Origin of the sequence: Bacillus paramycoides (genome assembly GCF_001884235.1) — a bacterium.
Lineage (GTDB): Bacteria > Bacillota > Bacilli > Bacillales > Bacillaceae_G > Bacillus_A > Bacillus_A paramycoides.
This window is the reverse complement of sequence record NZ_MAOI01000073.1, coordinates 46232-65605: the sequence shown is the minus strand read 5'-3', so window position 1 is coordinate 65605 and position 19374 is coordinate 46232. Positions and strand designations below refer to the sequence as shown.

General features: G+C 34.9%; 21 protein-coding genes. 18 read left to right on the top strand and 3 right to left on the bottom strand.

The genetic code is table 11. From position 1 onward, the window contains the following. Both BAU28_RS15260 and BAU28_RS15255 read left to right on the top strand, forming a co-directional pair. On the top strand, window positions 1-388 hold a 388-nt coding region (locus BAU28_RS15260), incomplete at its 5' end, for an RNA-guided endonuclease TnpB family protein (protein ID WP_165615165.1). 342 nt (window positions 389-730) lie between these two features. Continuing rightward, window positions 731-1048, top strand: coding sequence for a DUF3895 domain-containing protein (locus BAU28_RS15255; RefSeq protein ID WP_071719014.1), 318 nt, complete (start codon window positions 731-733; stop codon window positions 1046-1048). A gap of 109 nt (window positions 1049-1157) precedes the next feature. Here the strand turns inward: BAU28_RS15255 and BAU28_RS15250 are convergent, their stop codons facing one another. After that, the gene (locus BAU28_RS15250; protein WP_071719013.1) at window positions 1158-1865 is read right to left on the bottom strand and encodes a DNA alkylation repair protein; all 708 of its coding nucleotides are present in this window, start codon (window positions 1863-1865) and stop codon (window positions 1158-1160) included. Window positions 1866-2175: 310 nt separating this feature from the next. On the opposite strand from BAU28_RS15250, the gene BAU28_RS15245 reads away from it, so the two are divergent. The 6 genes from BAU28_RS15245 (at window position 2176) to BAU28_RS15220 (ending at window position 5539) form a co-directional block, all read left to right on the top strand. Next, a complete protein-coding gene (locus tag BAU28_RS15245) occupies window positions 2176-2685 on the top strand; it encodes an ankyrin repeat domain-containing protein (protein ID WP_071719012.1) in 510 nt (169 codons plus the stop codon). Window positions 2686-2711: 26 nt separating this feature from the next. Further along, on the top strand, window positions 2712-3086 hold the full coding sequence (locus BAU28_RS15240) for an immunity 22 family protein (RefSeq protein ID WP_071719011.1): 375 nt from the start codon (window positions 2712-2714) through the stop codon (window positions 3084-3086). 132 nt (window positions 3087-3218) lie between these two features. Next, entirely contained in the window at window positions 3219-3551 is a 333-nt protein-coding gene (locus BAU28_RS15235) for a DUF4064 domain-containing protein (protein WP_071719010.1), read from the top strand. Between the two features lie 115 nt (window positions 3552-3666). Next, a complete protein-coding gene (locus BAU28_RS15230) occupies window positions 3667-3996 on the top strand; it encodes a hypothetical protein (protein ID WP_071719009.1) in 330 nt (109 codons plus the stop codon). 63 nt (window positions 3997-4059) lie between these two features. Next, on the top strand, window positions 4060-5016 hold the full coding sequence (locus BAU28_RS15225) for a DUF3994 domain-containing protein (protein WP_071719008.1): 957 nt from the start codon (window positions 4060-4062) through the stop codon (window positions 5014-5016). Window positions 5017-5080: 64 nt separating this feature from the next. After that, window positions 5081-5539 carry a hypothetical protein gene (locus tag BAU28_RS15220; protein ID WP_071719007.1) on the top strand — a complete coding sequence of 153 codons (459 nt, stop codon included), beginning with the start codon at window positions 5081-5083 and terminating at the stop codon, window positions 5537-5539. Window positions 5540-5725: 186 nt separating this feature from the next. Here the strand turns inward: BAU28_RS15220 and BAU28_RS15215 are convergent, their stop codons facing one another. After that, window positions 5726-6958, bottom strand: coding sequence for an MFS transporter (locus tag BAU28_RS15215; protein ID WP_071719006.1), 1233 nt, complete (start codon window positions 6956-6958; stop codon window positions 5726-5728). 224 nt (window positions 6959-7182) lie between these two features. On the opposite strand from BAU28_RS15215, the gene BAU28_RS15210 reads away from it, so the two are divergent. From BAU28_RS15210 to BAU28_RS15170, 9 genes are all read left to right on the top strand, one after another. Further along, a complete protein-coding gene (locus tag BAU28_RS15210) occupies window positions 7183-7764 on the top strand; it encodes a TetR/AcrR family transcriptional regulator (RefSeq protein WP_025148632.1) in 582 nt (193 codons plus the stop codon). Between the two features lie 392 nt (window positions 7765-8156). Beyond that, complete coding sequence (locus tag BAU28_RS15205; protein ID WP_116500370.1) at window positions 8157-9008, top strand: DnaD domain-containing protein; 852 nt, start codon at window positions 8157-8159, stop codon at window positions 9006-9008. A gap of 80 nt (window positions 9009-9088) precedes the next feature. Beyond that, complete coding sequence (locus BAU28_RS15200; protein ID WP_071719004.1) at window positions 9089-11479, top strand: penicillin acylase family protein; 2391 nt, start codon at window positions 9089-9091, stop codon at window positions 11477-11479. A 137-nt stretch (window positions 11480-11616) separates the two neighbouring features. Next, window positions 11617-12684 (top strand): glycoside hydrolase family 113, encoded by a 1068-nt coding sequence (locus tag BAU28_RS15195; protein WP_071719003.1) that lies wholly within the window; start codon window positions 11617-11619, stop codon window positions 12682-12684. Between the two features lie 89 nt (window positions 12685-12773). After that, the gene (locus tag BAU28_RS15190) at window positions 12774-12965 is read left to right on the top strand and encodes a DUF378 domain-containing protein (protein WP_002172636.1); all 192 of its coding nucleotides are present in this window, start codon (window positions 12774-12776) and stop codon (window positions 12963-12965) included. Window positions 12966-13174: 209 nt separating this feature from the next. After that, window positions 13175-14257: a 3-phosphoserine/phosphohydroxythreonine transaminase gene (gene serC, locus BAU28_RS15185; RefSeq protein WP_048373074.1), complete on the top strand. Its 1083-nt coding sequence runs from the start codon at window positions 13175-13177 to the stop codon at window positions 14255-14257. Window positions 14258-14269: 12 nt separating this feature from the next. Beyond that, window positions 14270-15442 carry a phosphoglycerate dehydrogenase gene (locus BAU28_RS15180; protein ID WP_048373072.1) on the top strand — a complete coding sequence of 391 codons (1173 nt, stop codon included), beginning with the start codon at window positions 14270-14272 and terminating at the stop codon, window positions 15440-15442. A 13-nt stretch (window positions 15443-15455) separates the two neighbouring features. Then, a complete protein-coding gene (locus BAU28_RS15175) occupies window positions 15456-16703 on the top strand; it encodes a DUF1015 domain-containing protein (RefSeq protein WP_071719002.1) in 1248 nt (415 codons plus the stop codon). A 130-nt stretch (window positions 16704-16833) separates the two neighbouring features. Continuing rightward, the gene (locus BAU28_RS15170) at window positions 16834-17211 is read left to right on the top strand and encodes a hotdog family protein (RefSeq protein WP_071719001.1); all 378 of its coding nucleotides are present in this window, start codon (window positions 16834-16836) and stop codon (window positions 17209-17211) included. Window positions 17212-17796: 585 nt separating this feature from the next. Here BAU28_RS15170 and BAU28_RS15165 read toward each other — a convergent pair. Further along, the gene (locus BAU28_RS15165; protein WP_071719000.1) at window positions 17797-18078 is read right to left on the bottom strand and encodes a hypothetical protein; all 282 of its coding nucleotides are present in this window, start codon (window positions 18076-18078) and stop codon (window positions 17797-17799) included. A 437-nt stretch (window positions 18079-18515) separates the two neighbouring features. On the opposite strand from BAU28_RS15165, the gene BAU28_RS15160 reads away from it, so the two are divergent. Then, a complete protein-coding gene (locus BAU28_RS15160; protein WP_071718999.1) occupies window positions 18516-19157 on the top strand; it encodes an ATP F0F1 synthase subunit alpha in 642 nt (213 codons plus the stop codon). Window positions 19158-19374 lie beyond the last annotated feature (217 nt).

Sequence of the window (19374 nt, the reverse complement as noted above, 5' to 3'; positions counted from 1 at the left end):
AAGAGCTGATTACTTACATAAACTTTCTACTGAAATCATCAAAAACCACGATGTTATCGGTATGGAAGACTTACAAATCAGTAACATGCTCAAAAATAGAAAGCTTGCAAAAGCGATTAGTGAAGTATCTTGGTCACAATTTCGAACTATGTTGGAATATAAAGCAAAATGGTATGGCAAACAAGTTGTTATGGTATCTAAAACATTTGCTTCTAGTCAATTATGTTCCAATTATGAATACAAAAACAAAGACGTTAAAAATCTAACAATTCGTGAGTGGGATTGCCCTTCTTGTGGCGCACATCACGATAGAGATCGAAATGCAGCGCTCAATCTTAGAAACGAAGTAATTCGTCTCTTAACCGTAGGAACTACGGGGATAGCCTAATGAATTAGAAACCGTTAGGTTTCCGTACTTAGGAATCTCCCACTTCAAACAGTCCGTGAGGATGTTAAGTGGTGAGTAGTTCAATTGGTTACATGTTGTATGCAACTAATAAATAAGATAATGTTCACTACTACTTTCATTTCTGCTATAAAGAACTCTACAATAGATAGTAGAACGTATATTTGGTATAATCGAAACATACTACTTGAAACGATGTGCATAGTTTATGGAATTCATGTAATGAGATAAGGAATTCATGACAATAACTAAATTAAAAGGTTCCAGTACATATAGAATTCAGTTCATGTTATACAAATCCATTGTTAGGAAGGAAAAGATGTAATGAATCAAATTTCATTTGAAGATTTATTTGAAGAAGAAAAAGAAAAGGTGGAGGTAGCTGAGATACCAGTACCTTTATCGCCACTGCAAAAAGATATATTGGGATTATTTAATTCTGAAGAAATAAGTGCATTAGAGCTATGCGAAGAATTAATACGATCTGGTAAAATATCAGATGAAAGATTTACAACGAATAAGCCGAAAGCATATGGACAAGTATGCTTAATATTAGAAGGTTTTGTGACAGAAGGAAAGCTTACTTTTATCAAAAATGATGAGAAAAGAGATAGGGTATATAAATTGAAAGAAGAAGTATAAGATGTACTAAGGGAAATGAATGATTGGTTATCTTTAACTTTCAGTACCGCCAGTTCAGTAATTTCCACAAAAAGGTGTCAATCTTTCCTAGATTGACACCTTTATACTTTTAACATCTTACATATTTACGTTTGAAACCAAGTCTTCCTCTATCAAGTTCTTTCTGAATACTTTCGTGAGCATTTAGCAAACTGCTTTTTTTGTTGTCACGTTTTACTTCTACTATACCAACTTCTTTTGCTGTCTCGACTGCCTTTTCGTGTAGTGGCACATATGAAATTGCCACAGTGTTTAGAAAATTATTCATAGCGGATTTTGTTCGTTCTGGCGAATCATGAATTGTATTTTTCACAATTTCAAGCATAGCGGAAATTTTGCTTTCGGAAAATTCATTGTCTTTGCGATTCCCTAAAAGCCAGCAGTAACAGCTCCAGCCTGCTGACATTCTCAGCTCGTCCCCACTTGCAATCCATTTATCGGCAACGTCTTGTGCAATATCTGATTCTGATAAAGTTACTGCTACTACATAATCAGAAAGCATATAAAAATAAGCCTCATCTATCCAACGATTAAAATCCGACTCATTCATAGCTTTTGGATCTGCAATAATACCTGCAAAGTACATAGCATCGTAGTTGCCTGTGGAATAAAGTTCTTCAGCTAACTCTTGATTTAATTTTATTTTCTTAGCGATCGGTTTCATAGCCCCTGTAGCTACGCCAAAAACCGGTTCGTGCGCACCATTAGATATGTATATTTTTTTCGTTCGCTCTTTACCGAGGGATTCAAGTTCTTGCATAACTGTTTTAAAATCCATAGCTGTGCACTTCCTTCCTTAATATAAAGACCATTTTAATTGTAATTATCAAGTTTGTATTTTTTAAGTCTTTCATACTTCTCAATGTTAATACTAATTGTATTCTAGAGGTATGTCTACTTTCAATAATCCCCCAACATTCGGCCTGATGTTTGAATAAAATGAAGTGCATTTTATTGTAAATGAAGCCAGAGCTAATTGGGAGAATGGTATAATATAGAAAAAAGTGAATGGTAAAAATCATGAGTTTTAAATTAGTCGATAACATATAAAGTTAGTTCTACAAGATAAGAATTAAAGGAGAAGTAGAATGGATAAGACTCAAATTGCGAAAATAATGAGAGATTCCATAAAGAGTGGTCAATTGGACATGTTAAGAGCTCTACTTGGGAAAGAGCCGGAGATGTTATCGTATGTGACGCCATTTGGTACGTGGTTACATGTAGCGACAGCTCATGGACATTTAGAAATAATAGAGTACTTAATCAATTCAGGGATAGATATTCATGCAAAGGGTGGGACTTTTTCTACAAATGCCCTTGAAAGAGCGGCTACAAAAGGATATTTACATATTGCAGAGTATCTCATTAAACATCATGTTGAAATGGATACTAGTGAGCCGGATCGAAATCCTCTGTTTGCTGCAATATATAGTGGTCATTTTGAAATCGTTAAATTACTAGTTATGAATGGTATAGATATAACGATAAAATACTCCGGTAATAATATGAAAGATATGGATGCTTATACATTCGCTGTTGAAAGAGGAGAAATGAAAATTGCTGAGTATTTAAAGCGTAGGTTGAATGAGAGAGTATAATATTTTAATAAAGGAGGATGCTAATAATGGAAGTACATGGAATGGTTTCAATATGGTTAGGTAATATGAAAACGCAAGATCAGTTAGATGCATATATGGATGTTACGTATGATGAAGAGGGAGACTCTATACCAGCAAAGTTTTTTGTTGATTTTAATATTGATATGATAGATGTAGATGATGATTTTATCGAGAAGGAAGTGTTAGAAGAAACGAGTGATGATATTTCTGTGTTATTAGCGGGATGTTCATATGATGATGAAATACTTTCTAGAATTAAGGAAGGAGTTAAATTAGGGAAACCCTATAATTCTATTGTTTTAATTTATAATTTTCAGTATGACAATTCGGTTAGTGATTTTGAAGACTTTGATTTTTTAACTGCTACAAGCTATCTATAATTGTGAGAAAATCACAGTAAGGTAAGGAAGAATAAAAAAATTATATGTATAGTTTTTCCAATGAATATTTGGTATGATGGTGAATGGGAAAAATATACAGATGGTTAATGGTTAATAGAAGGGGGGATCGTATTGAAAAGAACGCCTGAATTCGTACTAGGTTTAATGGGTGGCATTTTGGGAATGATTATTTCCATAATATTAATAGTTGTAGCCATTAATATTATGGAAGGTTTTGATTACAAACTTTTAGCTTATTACTCTATTATTTTGGCGGTTCAAATAGGGTTATTCGTTTTAGCGTGTTTAGTAAACAAGGTTAATAATAAAGTTTATGGAGTTTGTATGATTGTGGTTCCTATAGTTACGTTATTTATGTCATTATTCTTTTTGCTTATTCCAACAATATTACAAATTATGTCTGGTTCATTTGCATTTAGAACATTAAAGTTAGAATCTAATTGATGAATATAAGTTAAGTGTAATTTTTAGTGTCTGTATATTCAGAAAAGTAGGTATGTTCGTGTGTAGTTCCAATTAACATAAGGTACAAAGTTGTATGCTTTAGGAGGAGAAACAAATGATTATTTGGTCTGGTTGGGGTTTTTTAGTCGCAATTATTGTAATTATTAATACTCTTTTGGGGAAGGTTTTCTTTGAATCTATAACGGGAGACGTTACATATTTTCAAGAACATAGTTGGCCAATGGCAGTAATGTTTATTATATCAGGGCTTATGTCTTGGTATTTAGGAAAATATATTAATAAACCAAGTGGGAAAATTTATATAGATGCTGAAACTGGTGAAAAAGTTATGTTTAACAAAAGGCACTCACTATTTTTTATAAAAATGGAATATTGGGGGCCGATTCTAGGCGTTATTGCGGTTATAACTTTAATTGCAAGATAAAGATAGAGGATGAGTATAGTACGAATGAATAGTTAATTATTCAAACAAAAGGAGAAATTATTCATGAACGCCAAGAAACTACTAGGGGTAGCAGTTCCAGTTATGTTGTTATTTGGTTGTGGAGTTTCTGAGAAAACAAACACTTCTAAACAGGAGAAAACAGAAGAGTCTAAAGTAAAAGAATCGAAGTCTAATATTAAGAAAGAAAAAGTTTCGAAGGAAGATTATCCTAATAAAGTGTATAAATTAGGGGTAGAGTTTGATAAGTTGTTTGCGGAGCATAACAATATTACAAGAGAGGTATTTGACGGTAAGAAAAAGAAATCAGACATAGTAGATAGCGTGAAAGAATTAAATAAAGTGTTAGATAAATTCGAGTCGATAGATCCACCGAAAGAGTATGTAACTCAACAAAAGGATTTTGAAAAAGCAATTGGTTATTTTAGAGAGTCGTTTGCTTTAATAAATGAAGTATTCACCCGAAAGGAAAAACGAGAAAAAGGTGAAAAGACCGATAAGGAGTTAATCGAGAAATCAGAAAAGCTAGTGAAAGAAGGCGATGTTTACTGGCTTAAAGCATTCAAAGATCTTGAAGGGGATATTAAAATTGGTGATGGTACAGTATCTATTAAGGATATAAAAGAGTTAGATAAGAAAGCTGGAATCAACACGGATAACGTTATGAAGAATGTGAAAGATGGTACGGAATTAATCGGTAACTGGGGATTCCAAGGAACAGACGGTTTCAATATGTCACTCATACTAAAAGGTGATAAGACATTTGAAACGTATGGAAAAGGTGAGTATCCAAATAAGAAGAATTATATTGAAGGAACTTGGGAGTATGATAAGGAAGCTTTTACAATCTATTTACATCTCAATAAACGTTTAGTAGACGGTGTAGAAGATACAATTCAAAAAAAGAAAATAGCATATAAAGTTCAAGATTATGATGGGAAGAACTTGCAATTATTTAATGAGACGTCATTCAATACAATTAAGTATGTGAAGCAAAGTTAAAGTTATGTAGGGACTAGGTTTAAATGGTCTAGTCCTTAATTTAAGTATGTGAGGTTGTTTATAAATGATAAAGAAATTTACTAGAGTAGTATTAACTGCGGTTATGCCAATCGGTCTTATTGCGGGTTGTGGCACTGCTGAAAAAACTGAAGCAAAAGAGCCGAAAGCGGTACAAACGGAGCAAAAGGACTATATGGATTACTCATATGGTAACGCGGGTATATTAGTAAGCGGCAAAGCGAAAGAACGTCAACAATACGAGATTGGGTATATTGACGATAACATGTTAATTGGAATTAATGAAAATATTGAGGATTGTATTGTTTTAGACAATAAGGATGAAGCAGGTTACATTTGGAAACAACTAGAGCATGGATCTATTATTGAAGTGCAATATGGTAAGAATCGTAATGATATCGTAGGCGTGCAATTCGTAGGAGATCGTGAGCCATACGAAATTAGTGACAAGCTAGATCGAAATACGATAAACGAGATTGTCGGAAAAGTTAAAGGTAATTTGTAATAGATGTATTTCGCTAGTATATAATCTACTTTCATGAAATGGCGAATCGCATACATAAAAATTTGGAATCAACGGCATTTTTAATATGAAAATGCCGTTGATTTATTTTAAAAAGTGAATACTATTTTATAGTCTTGTAGAAAAACACTTATAAAAAAACGCACAAATGAATTATTCTTCTTTTATTTATGATGATCGTCGTAAGGTCATTGCCCAAAATAATAGAGCACAAGCACTAACGGATGCACCTAATATACATACTCCGTTCCATCCGTAGCTTGCATAAATGATTGTTGAAAGAATTGCACCTGTAGCACTACCAATAGAATAAAAAATCATGTAACTAGCAGTGAGGCGACTTCTTGCTTCAGGACGCACTGTGAAAAGTATACTTTGGTTCGTGACATGTACGGCTTGCACAGCTAAATCTAAAAGGATAACGCCGATAACTAGTATTAATAGAGAGTGGTTAATAGATTTAATTAGGAACCATGAAAGTAATAATAAAGTTAAAGCTATGCCAGTAGTTCGTTCCCTTAATCCGCGATCAGCAAGTTGCCCGGCCTTAGTGGCAGCTAATGCACCAGCGACTCCAGCAAGACCAAATGCTCCGATAGCAGTATGTGATAGATTATATGGTGAAGCACTTAGAGGTAAAACTAATGAAGTCCATAAAATACTGAAGGAAGTAAAAATGAGCAATGCTAATATTCCACGAATACGTAAGATCCTTTCTTCTACAAATAATAAGAGAACGGAACGTAATAAATTACGATAGGTCATAGCTGTTTTTTTATGTTCAAGATTAGGTAAATTACGATACAACAAACCAATTACGAAGAGCATAAGTACAGCAGAGGTAAGATAAACGGAACGCCATCCAGCTAGATCTGTTAATGTTCCGGCAAATGTACGTGCAAGGAGAATTCCTATTACGACACCACTCGTAACGAAACCTACAATTCGCCCACGTTCTGTTGGGTTAGATAAAATGGATGCATATGCGACGAGTGTCTGTGTAACAGTCGCAAGAATTCCGACTAAGGCCATACCTATAAAAAGTACGGTACTTGAAGGAGCGACTCCGACCACAATTAAAGCGATAACGGATAAAAGCATTTGAACAATAATGAGTCTCTTTGTGTTTAACAAATCACCAAGTGGAACTAATAAAAGTAATCCGAGTGCATAACAAACTTGAGTAATCGTAATAACGACACCGATAGTTGAATGGTTAATTTTAAACTCATTTGATAAAGAATCAAGTAGAGGATGAGCGAAGTATATATTCGCTACAGCCATCCCGCAAGCTATTGAAAATAATAGAGTTATATAGCGAGGCATGATTGTATTGATAGGTGATTGGAACTGATCATTATTCTGAGTAAGAGCAGTTGTCATTTTTCCTTTAGCATTCATAACATTATCTCCTTTTGTATTTTTAAAAATAACGTACCGAACGGTATGTTATTTCGTAAGTAAAATATAATCAGGGAGAAGTTAATATGTCAAGTGAATTGTAAAATGATTTCAGTTTCTTTTGACATATTATTTATAATTTAATACGATATATAATATACTGATTGGTACATAAAATGGTGATTTATAATTTAGAAAACAGTTGAAGAAAGAGGAGAGGTTAAATGGCTCGACTACGCGAATTTGATGAAGAAAAAGCTTTGGATGCTGCTATGCAACTTTTTTGGGAAAAAGGATACGCTGCTACTTCATTAAGTGATCTAACTGCTAAAATGGGAATACAAAAACCGAGTTTATATTCAGCCTTTGGTGATAAAGAGGGTTTGTTTGAAGCTGCATTACGGAGATACACGAATTTACACGCGACTAGTATTCGAACAAAACTTCAAAAAGAACAATCTGTAAAAGAGGCCATTCGTACATTTTTTGAAAATATGGTGGAAGAGGAATATAAAAAAGAATCAAATAAAGGCTGTTTTTGTATTAATACGATGGTAGAGCTTGCTCCTCATAATGAAAAATTTGAAGTGTTGACTAGAGAACATCAAATGTATCTTTCGGTTATATTTCAAGAATTAATCGCTAAAGGTATTCAGTCTGGAGAACTGCAAAGTGATGTGAATGCTAAAGCATTAGCACAAACGCTAGTCACTTCATTAATTGGATTAACAGTGTTAATGAAATCTCGTCCAGAACGTTCAGTTGTAGATAATTCGGTATCTATCTTATTATCGTTACTCAAATAAATGTACTAGAATTGTATTTCAATCGACTGTGTCAATTATAGACACTATTATCTATAAACTTTCAATTTTAAAGCACTGAATTGTCTATGAAGGCAATAAGTGCTTTTTGCTTTCGGGTAAAAATGAGCAGGTGAATAATAATGGTTGACTGCAATGTATGAAGATTGCTCGGGACATATGTAATTAGAAATCAGATAGGAGATTACATTTCAATCTAATCTAGAATTATTAGATGGGAATAACAACACTATATAAGCCCCTTCCAAGCCCCTCATAAGCACCTACCAAGTAATAAATCACTAAGAAAAAACAAAACAAAAACAACTACAAGAACAAAAAAGCGCGGAAAAAAATAAACCGTCGTCGTAGTAGTAAAAAAATTTGAAATTCGAATGCCAAAACCGTTTGCTCATCCCTATATTTATATTGAAGGATTGGAATTTTCCTATTTGCTAATAAAGGGAGGAGGGAAACATATGGCGGTGTACCGTAATATGCAGGTGAAGTTTTGGCAAGATGAATTCATCTTAGATTTAACGCCAGAAGAGCGTTATTTTTACATATATTTGTTAACTGGTACGAAAACGAAGCAATGTGGTATTTACATATTACCGAAGCGTTTAGCAGAGTTAGAAACTGGTTACAGTATGGAGACTGTTGAGAAGCTATTGAACCGGTTTGTTGAATACGGGAAGATTTTATATAATGCGGAAACGAAAGAGTTATTCATTATAAATTGGCTACGCTATAATCCTATTTTAAATACGAACGTAGAGAAATGTGTATTACGTGAGCTGAAAACGGTGAAAAGTAAAGAGTTCATACATATGTTTTTACGTAAATGTCTTGAAGAAGAATGCAAGATTTCATTATTACTGCAGCATTTTGGTATGCCAAAAGAAGAGGTTAATAGTAGTTCACAAGCAGTTATTCAAGAGAAGGAAGATGTGGAAGCGGTAGAAAGAATAGAGGAGGCCACTTCACATAGTGAAGTTTACAAGTTTTACGAACAAAATATTAGTAGTTTATCCCCATATATTGTGAAGGAATTAAAGGAATGGATGCAAAGGATTTCAGGAGATACAGTACTAGAGGCACTTAAAATTGCGTTTGAAAATGAAAAAAGAACGCTTGCTTATGTAAAGGGGATTTTGAGGAATTGGTATAGGGAAGGATGTGTAAAGTTCAGTGAAGTAAAGGATGTAGTGCGTAAGAGAGAATTATTCAGTTTGTATGATCCATAGCAGGAGCAAGTATGGTTTCTTTCTTTTTCTTAAAGGTTCTTACGTAATAGAAGCGAATAGTTTGAGAAAGGAGGGGTTATATGGAAGTTGTTATAAAGAAGAAGCGAACTAGAGGTAAGAGAATTTTTATTTGGTCTAGTAGTATCGTTCTTTTATTGATTATTTGCGCTGCGATTTTTTTGAACGTATATACGCTGAAATCTATGCCGAAGATTGATGGAACGATAAAACTTGAGGATTTACAACATGCTGTTGCGGTGAAGCGAGATAGTAAAGGGGTACCTCATATTAAAGCGGAAAATGCACATGATTTATATTTTTCGCAAGGATATGTACAAGCGCAAGATCGTTTGTTTCAAATGGATTTAAGTAGAAGACAAGCTTCCGGGATGTTAAGTGAAGTTGTTGGTGAAGCGGCTGTTGATAGGGATAAGTTGTTTCGAACACTTGGTTTACGGCGAGCGGCAGAAGCTTCTGTAAGTCAATATGATGGGGAAGCGAAATACGCTTTACAGTCATTTGCCGATGGGGTGAATGCCTTTATACGTGAGGCAAAAGAGGAAAAGAAATTGCCAGTTGAGTTTACTCTATTAGGTTATGAACCTGCTGAATGGTCAATCGTTGATTCTTTAACGATTGGAAAGTATATGGCCTTTGATTTAGGAGGGCATTGGCACGGGCAAGCATTTCGATATTGGGCGCTGAAAAATCTTCCGAAAGAGCAAGCAAATGAGCTATTTCCTACATATCCGAAAGATGCACCTAGATTACTAGCTGAACTAAAAAATACAAATGTGAATGTAGCGCAAAGTTTTTCAAAGACGGTTATTCCGCCAGAGTTTAATGGGAGTAATAACTGGGTTGTGAGTGGTGAGAAGAGCGCTTCCGGTAAGCCTATTTTAGCGGATGATCCGCATCTTTCTCTCGCAACACCGTCCATTTGGTATCAAACAGAGTTAGAAATGAAAGATGTAAATGTGAGTGGAGTTATTTTCGCAGGTGTTCCTGGTGTTATGCTAGGGCATAATAAGGAAATTGCATGGGGCGTTACGAATACAGGACCAGATGTACAAGATTTATATATTGAAAAGCGAAATCCTAATAATGAAAATGAATTTTTGTATAACGATAAGTGGGAAAAGGCTACTGTTGTTGATGAATCTATTAAAGTGAAGGACGGAAAAACAATTCCTTATAACGTTACAATTACGAGGCATGGTCCAGTTATTTCGGAATTTGCGGATAAGGGGAAGGAGAAGACGAAAACAGTATTCGCTCTGAAATGGACTGCTTTAGAACCTTCAGCTGAATTAAAGGCAGTTTTAAATATGAATAAAGCAAAAAACTGGAATGAGTTTGAAGCTGCCCTTCAAGATTTTCACACACCGACTCAAAACTTTTTGTTTGCATCAAACGATGGAACAATTGCGTATAAAGCGAATGGAAATATACCAATTCGTAAAAAAGGTGATGGTAGTCTACCTGTACCTGGATGGACAGATGAATATGAATGGGAAGGGTATATCCCGTTTGACCAGCTTCCGAAAGTAATCAATCCAAAACAAGGGTTTATTTCGACTGCGAACAATAAAATTGTTGATGATAATTACCCGTACCATATTAGTAATACGTGGGCACAGCCATATCGGCAAATGCGTATTCAAGAATTTTTGCAAGAGAAGGATAAGTATACGGTGAAAGATTTAGAAGAATTACAGATGGATCAAAAAAATTTATACGGGAAAGAGTTTGCACCTATATTTTTAAAGGAGTTAAATAAAAAAGCTTTAACTGAAGTAGAGAAAGAAGGGGTGAAAGAGTTAACGAAGTGGAATTTTTACGATAGTAAAGATGAAGCAGCCCCATTAATTTTTCATTTGTTAATGAAAGAGATTTCTAATACGTTATTTTCAAAAGAAATACCGAAAGATGTGATGGAGTTATTTGAAGGGAAACAACAAGTTGTCGATGAATTAATTCGTAAGCAAGTAAACGGTGAAAATAGCGCTTGGTTTACGAAGTACGGAGGCTTCACAGAAGTTGTGCATACATCGTACGCAAATGTAATGAAGAAATTACAGAAGGAGTATGGATCGAATGTAGCGGAGTGGAAGTGGGGCGATTACCATCAACTGGCTTTTACACATCCAGTTTCGAGATCATCTAGCATATTAGCATTACTCGCATTTAATCGTGAGAAACCAGTTCCGATTGGAGGAAGTCAAGTTACGGTTCAAGCAGCGAGTTACGGAGATAACGGTATTGTATATCATGGGGCTTCTTGGAGATTCGTCATTGATACGAAAGATATGTCAAACGGTTATCATATAGTGGGGCCGGGACAATCAGGACATTTTAGAAGTGATTGGTATCATGATCAAATAGATGACTGGGTGAATGGAGAGTATCATACGACTACACTTAATACAGATGGGATAGAAGGAAAAGTGTTAAATTTAGTCCCTAAATAATGTGTGGATATTTTGAGTTGGAATGGTTTGTAAAGGAGCGGGAGAACCGCTCTTTTTTTGAATTGTTTTTCTTATGGAATATATGTGTAATTTTGTATAAAATAATCAAGAAAGCCAAAAATTATAGGGGGGAACTTGTGAAGAAAAGAAAGAGTTTAATAAGTATTTTAGGAGTGTTAATTATGTTGTTTTCTTTTAGTTTTCAAGGAAATGTACAGGCGGATGTAAATACTATTCAATCCGGAAAAATTAAGTCAGGAAACGTAACGGTGTGGGAAGTTGGAAATGTAGCGAAAGTGTTAGCAGATGTGGAGCGCTTAAATTTAAATACGGTGAATGTACCTATTCAAGTTGATATTCCGAATGTGAATTCTGCTAATATGGTAATCAATCAGGCGCAAAAGAAACAAGCTATTATTTTAATTCAAGAATTATTAAAGCGTAATATACAAGTTATAGTGGAACCGTTCCCATATATTCAGCAAGGAAATATTGGAGAAACGGAGTGGAACCCGAGTAATATTAACGATTTCTTCTGGAATTGGAAAACGGTTGTTTTACAAGATATTTTTAATTCAATTACAAGTAAATACAATATTTACGGGTTAAAGATCGCTTCTAATTTCGTCAATATGGAATACGCAGAAGGGTACTGGAATGATACAATCGATTTTGTTCGTCAGCAGTATAAAGGAAATATTTTGTATCAGATGAACTGGTGGTTAACTGCAAGTTGGGATCCATCTTATGAAGCGAAGTTTATCGGAAAGATCAATCGTCCGTATTTAAAAAAGGTGGACATTGTAAGTATTGATAGTTGGTTTGAAGTTTCAGGAAAAAGAAATCCATCATACGAAGAAGTGAAACAAAGTTTATTTGCGACGACAGTATATAATCGTGGCCAAAACGTCGTTCAGCAACTTGAACAATTACATAAAACAACAGGAAAGCCAGTTTATTTTGGTGGATTTAACGTTCCGGCACGTGAACTTGGACTGCAAAATCCGTGGAATCCAGATGTTACGAATGTATTTTCAAAAGATGTACAACTTAACGGATGGCGTGCTTACCGAGAGGTATTAGAACCGAAGCCATATTTTAAAGGTTTTTCAATTTGGTTTATTGGCTCTAATGACAGTAGTCATTCTTATCAAATACATAGTAAAGAAGCAGATGCAGTTATTAACGGTTGGTATAGAAAATAATTTTTAAAAAATAGGCAAGATTTTAAGTCTACTACATATATTTTTAGTGAAAGGCCTTTCACCATCTTATCACCTAGGGGGCAATCATAATGAAATTTTTGTCTTACCTTACAGTTATATTGGTGATTCTTGGCGGTTTGAATTGGTTATTTGTAGCGTTAGATTATAACGTAGTTGAGAAGTGGTTTGGTTCTATGCCGGCGCTTGTGGATACCATTTATTGGCTCTTTGGTCTTTCAGCTATTTATCAAATTTTTGATCGGTTCTTTATGAACGAGTAGCTATTATACTTTTATTACTAGAGTGTTAAGTACGATTATGTACTTAACACTTTTTTGTATGTTTATAAAAAATGCAATGTAACTGCAAGCGATTCCATTGCGTCTTACGCCGTAATAATGGAAAACAAATTGACCGTATATTGTATATGGGTTATAATTCAGAAAGTTTAAAATTAATAAAAATTATAATTAGGGAGGTTATCCGGGTGATGGAGAGAGTGTATAATTTTTCAGCAGGACCATCTATACTCCCTTTGCCAGTTTTAGAGAAGGTGCAAAAGGAGCTTGTAAATTATAACGGGACAGGCATGTCTATTATGGAAATGAGTCATCGATCTTCTTATTTTCAAAGTATTATTGATGAAGCGAGTAGTTTGCTTCGTGAATTAATGAACATACCTGATGATTATGAAGTTTTATTTTTACAAGGTGGTGCGTCATTACAGTTCTCTATGATACCGTTAAATTTAATGAGTACGTATAAAAGAGCTGGGTACGTACTGACAGGCTCATGGTCTAAAAAGGCACTGCAAGAGGCAGAGAAAGTAGGGGAAGTGCAAATAATTGCTTCTTCTGAAAAAGAGAAGTTTTCAGCCATTCCTACAATAGATGTTTTAAATAATGATTTAGAACTAGATTATGTACATATTACAACGAATAATACAATTGAAGGGACAAAGTATGTGGAGTTACCGCATGTAGAAATGATTCCGCTCGTTGCGGATATGTCCTCAAATATTTTATCAGAGCAATATGATGTTACGAAATTTGGTCTTATATATGCGGGTGCGCAAAAGAATTTAGGGCCAGCTGGTTTAACGATTGCAATTATAAAAAGAGACTTGATTGGCCGTGCAAATAGCTCTTGTCCTACGATGTTAAACTATGAAACTTACAGTAAAAATAACTCCTTATATAATACGCCGCCATCCTTTAGTATTTACGTAACGAAACTTGTACTAGAGTGGTTGAAAGAACAAGGCGGGGTATCTGCGATTGAAGAACAAAATAGAAAGAAAGCGTCACTTCTTTATAGTTTTTTAGATGAATCCCAATTATTCACTTCACCTGTTGATCCTACGTATCGATCACTTATGAATATTCCATTTACAACACCGTCAGAAGAGCTTAATGAACAGTTTTTACAAAGAGCAAAAGGTCATGGACTTGTTACGTTGAAAGGCCACCGATCAGTCGGAGGTATGCGCGCTAGTATTTACAATGCAATGCCAATTGAAGGTGTACAAAAATTAGTAGATTATATGAAGGAATTTGAGCTTGAGAATAGATAGGGAGATGGGGATATGTTTCGTGTTCAAACGTTAAATCAAATTGCGGAAAAGGGTTTGCAAATTTTTGATGGAAATCGCTATGAAATAGGAGATGAAGTAGCGCACCCAGATGGTATGTTACTTCGCAGTTATTCTTTACATCAAGAGGAGTTTTCAGCAGATTTAAAGGCGATTGCAAGAGCTGGTGCAGGTGTAAATAATATTCCAGTAGAGCGTTGTACGGAAAAGGGAATTGTGGTGTTTAACACGCCAGGAGCTAATGCGAATGCAGTAAAGGAACTTATTATCGCAAGTCTTATTATGTCTTCACGTAATATTATAAACGGAGTGAGCTGGACGAAAGGATTAGACGGGGAAGAAGTACCACAACTTGTTGAAGCTGGGAAAAAACAATTCGTTGGATCAGAGATTGCAGGGAAACGTTTAGGGGTTATCGGCCTTGGTGCAATTGGTGCCCTCGTTGCAAATGATGCGTTATCTTTAGGTATGGACGTTGTCGGATATGATCCATATATATCAGTTGAAACAGCATGGCGCCTTTCTACGCAGGTGCAAAGAGCATTTAGCTTAGATGAAATTTTTGCAACATGTGATTATATTACATTACATATTCCTCTTACGAATCAAACGAAGGGGATTATTGGTGAACACGCTATAGAAACAATGAAAAAAGGGATGCGTTTATTCAATTTCTCAAGAGGAGAACTAGTTGATGAAACAGCTCTTCGAAAAGCGCTAGATGAAGAGATTATTAAACAATACGTAACGGATTTCCCAAATGAAAATGTTATAAAGATGAAAAATGTAATAGCGACTCCTCATCTTGGTGCATCTACGTCTGAGTCTGAAGAAAATTGTGCGGTAATGGCTGCACGCCAATTACGTGAATATTTAGAGACAGGTAATATTCGTAATTCAGTAAATTATCCAAACGTAGAACTTCCGTACATTGGAAAGAAAAGAATTACGATTATGCATGAAAATGTTCCGAACATGGTAGGACAAATTACAGGGTGCTTAGCAGAACATCATATTAATATTGCTGATATGATTAATCGTAGTAAGCATTCATGGGCATACACAATGATTGATATTGATAATGGAATTGATGATATAATAAAAGAAAACATTGTTGAGAATATAAGAAAAATTACAGGTGTTGTAGCCGTTCGAATGATTGTGTAAAGGAGAGATAAACTTGGCAAAAATCCGACCGTTTCGGGCCATCCGTCCAGTAGAAGAAAAAGCAGTGCAAGTTGCAGCTTTACCTTACGATGTATTAAATAGTGAAGAGGCGAGAGAAGTTGTAAAGGGAAATCCATATTCTTTCTTACACATTGATAAAGCAGAAATTGATTTAGACCCGGAGATTTCACCGTATGATAGTAGTGTATACGAAAAAGCGAGTGAGAATTTACAACGCTTTATACGAGAAGAAGTATTCATTCAAGATGAGGAGCCAGCACTGTATATTTATCAACTTACGATGCAAGGTAGAACACAGTCTGGGCTTGTTGTTTGTACATCAATTGATGAGTATGAGGATGATACAATTAAAAAACATGAGCGAACACGCCATGAAAAAGAACAAGATCGTATTCGCCACGTAGATGTGTGTGACGCAAATACAGGTCCTATCTTCTTAACGTATCGTACAAAAGAAGAAGTGACGCAATTTATTGCAAGTTGGAAAGAGGAACATGCACCAATTTATAAATTTACGGCAGAAGACGGAGTCGAGCATGTAGCATGGAAGATTGTAGATGAAGATGCGATTGCGAAATTAGTAGCAGCATTTGAAGAGATTCCTAATCTTTATATTGCGGATGGGCATCATCGCTCGGCATCAGCGGCAAAAGTTGGGCTAATGCGAAGAGAACAATATCCGAATTATACAGGGGAAGAGGAATTTAATTTCTTCCTATCTGTTTTATTCCCTCATGATGAACTATCTATTTGGGATTATAATCGTGTTGTGAAAGATTTAAATGGTTTATCAGTAGAACAATTTTTAAAGCAAATTGCGCAATATTTTTATGTGGAAGAAGCAACTGTTTCTCCATATAAACCAAATGAGTCAAAATCATTTGGAATGTATGTAAACGAGAAATGGTATAAGCTCACTGTGAAAGAGGAAACATTTGATGCGAATGATCTTGTTAGACGTTTAGATGTATCTATTTTACAAGATCATTTATTAAGTCAAGTACTTGAAATACATGATCCACGCTCGGATTCACGCATTGATTTCGTCGGTGGAATACGCGGGTTAGAAGAACTAGAGCGTCTCGTTAATAGCGGTGATTATACAGTAGCATTCGCATTATATCCGACATCAATGGAAGATTTATTAGCGATTGCAGATGCCGGAGAAGTTATGCCACCGAAATCAACGTGGTTTGAACCGAAACTTCGCAGTGGGTTGTTTATTCATTCGTTAAAGTAAATATAGAAAAATAGACTTCTGTAGTTTTTAAAACCCGAAATGATTTTGAATTTCGGGTTTTCTTATTTACCAAATGAAACATTATTTTAGTTAACTGTGTATTCGAGAATATTTTTGAGGAGGAAGATTGATGGCATTACAAGTAGGCGAAAAAATTACCTTTGAGCGAACTTTTACAAAAGAGGATGTTGTCTTATTTACGGAGGTATCTAAGGATGAGGGAATTCATCATGTTACACCAGATGAACAAGGGCGATTTGTTGTACAAGGTCTTTTAACATCAACACTGCCTACAAAAGTTGGTGGTGATTATAATGTATTGGCTCGTAAAATGGATTTTGAATTTTTACGTCCTGTTTTTAGCGGTGATACGATTCGTTGTGACGTAATGATTGAACAATTTGAACCAGATGAAAAAAATCGTACAAAAATTACTGCGGCGTTTACATGTATGAACCAACTTGAAAAAGAAGTGTTAAAGGGAAGTTTTTCAGGAATAATTCTTTAATCATTAGGCTGAGGGGTCAAATGAAAAAGATGTAATAATTCGATGGGAGAAACTTTGAAAGGAGTTTGCTTCATGAATGTTACATCTTGCAAATGGGTTATCAACACCTTTACATAATTTTTGGAAGAATAATCCGTTTCGCATGTTGCATGACTATAACCCAGAAGTATATATACCACTGAAAAATGGGAAGTCATGAAGAGACTGAGAAGAAAGAAAAGCGTTGGAAACAAAAATACACTTAGTTAATAGGTGTATTTTTTAGACTTGAAAACCACATATGTATTGGAGATTTCTCTCGGGTACAGTGTATCACATTGTAAATCATACGTATACATACGTTTTGTCGCGTGAAATGGTTTTCTTTAAAAAGAAATACGGATAATTTAAAACCGTAGTAGTTTCCTTTTTGGGTAAATTAGATACCTGTACCATGTTCAGCGTATGCAGGGACACCGCTCCACTGTAGAATCCTATAAATATGATGCCACATGTACATTGCTGGAATAAAAGTTGAGAAAGTTTGTTTGAGATGTATCATAGATAAAAATGAGAAAACCCTAGCGGAGATCTAGGGTTTTTGTGTTATATAGTATCACCATGAGCTTCCGATTTAGGAGCAGGAGTATCCCCTTTATTGAAAGCAGGAGCCCATGAATCACCATGTGAATCTAATTTAGAAGCGGGGAAATGTTCATGACCTTCTTGTTTTGGAGCCCCACCTGTATTGCCATCTGCTTCTAATTTAGGAGCAAGAGTATCGCCATGTGCAGCCTTAACAACTCCGCCATCCCCAATGTTTACACCAAAAATACCAAAACCAAGTACGGATAACCCTACAACAGTTGTACCAATTTTTCTCTTCAATTCTTACCTCTCCTTTTTTTGTTTTTTTATTTGTGTCTGCCTACATGAATTAGGCAGAATAAAACAAATCGTAATAAAAAGTTACCTGTCAAATTACGATTGATAAATAATTCTGTGTAATATTTTGTAAAACCTTCTTTAATTTTGAATTTTCTAAAAATGATTTTCGATAAAAAACCACTAATTGTTCTTAAAAGGGCCCTTTTATTTTAGAAAAAATTGCATGTCTATGCAGATAGATTATTGATAAGCAGTTGCCCCTTAGCACTTAAGATTAATTGAAACAAATGAGAATCGATCCTTATACTTAAGAATTGTGATATGCAAGATTGCATAGGAAAGGTAGTTGTTATTTTTCTTACATGTAACTATAATAGTTACAGGTTGGTCGTATCCAATCAAACAAATAAAATCATCATGAATGGAGATGTTACACAATGGGTATGAAAAAAATAATCTTAGCTGGTGCTTTAGGTATCGCAGCATTATCAGGAACGAATTTACCAGGATTGGAAATAACAAAAGCGAGTGCTGCTTCTATTGAATCGAATTTCTCTACGTTAGAAGGACGAGTAGTAGAAGTAGATAATGGTGTGATTGTTGTGAAATCTAAGCAATATGAGGAACCTGTTAGCGTTTATATTGATTCGCTTTCAAATGTGAAAGTAGGAGACGAAGTAAAAGCTACTGGATCTATGATGCGTAATTTTACAGAATATATGGTTGCGACTACAGTTGAAAATACAACAAACAAGTTAGGTATGCACATGAAAGAAGATGGCTCACCTGATTATGTGATTGGAGAAGTATCAAAAGTAGGAACGATGGAAGATGAGGGAGTCGGTTCTACTAAATATGTCGTAGTTGAGTATCCATCGGTAAATGGGAAGAAAGATATTATTGATGTTTTCTTAACAAAGGGACAAGTGTTTAATATGGGTGAGAAAGTGAAAATTAATATGAAGTATGTAGGTTGGGGCGGAAGTTCTATTAACTGGAACACAGTTGATCATATCGAAAAAGTTTATGAGGCAAAGAACAATTTTGAAAATAATGATGATGTGTGGATCTGGTCTTAATAAGGCGAGTATAAGTCGTTATTTGCAATTTACTCCAAATAATAAATGTAAAAACTAAAGTATCATGAAGTACCCACCAAATTATCATGTGTATGACAATTTGATGGGTACTTTTTTGTTTTGTATTTTTTTTGAGAATAAGGGATTTTCGATTAGAATATGATGTTAACACTGGAGTGAATGTGAAAAAATACAATATTGAAAGAGGTGTTTAAGG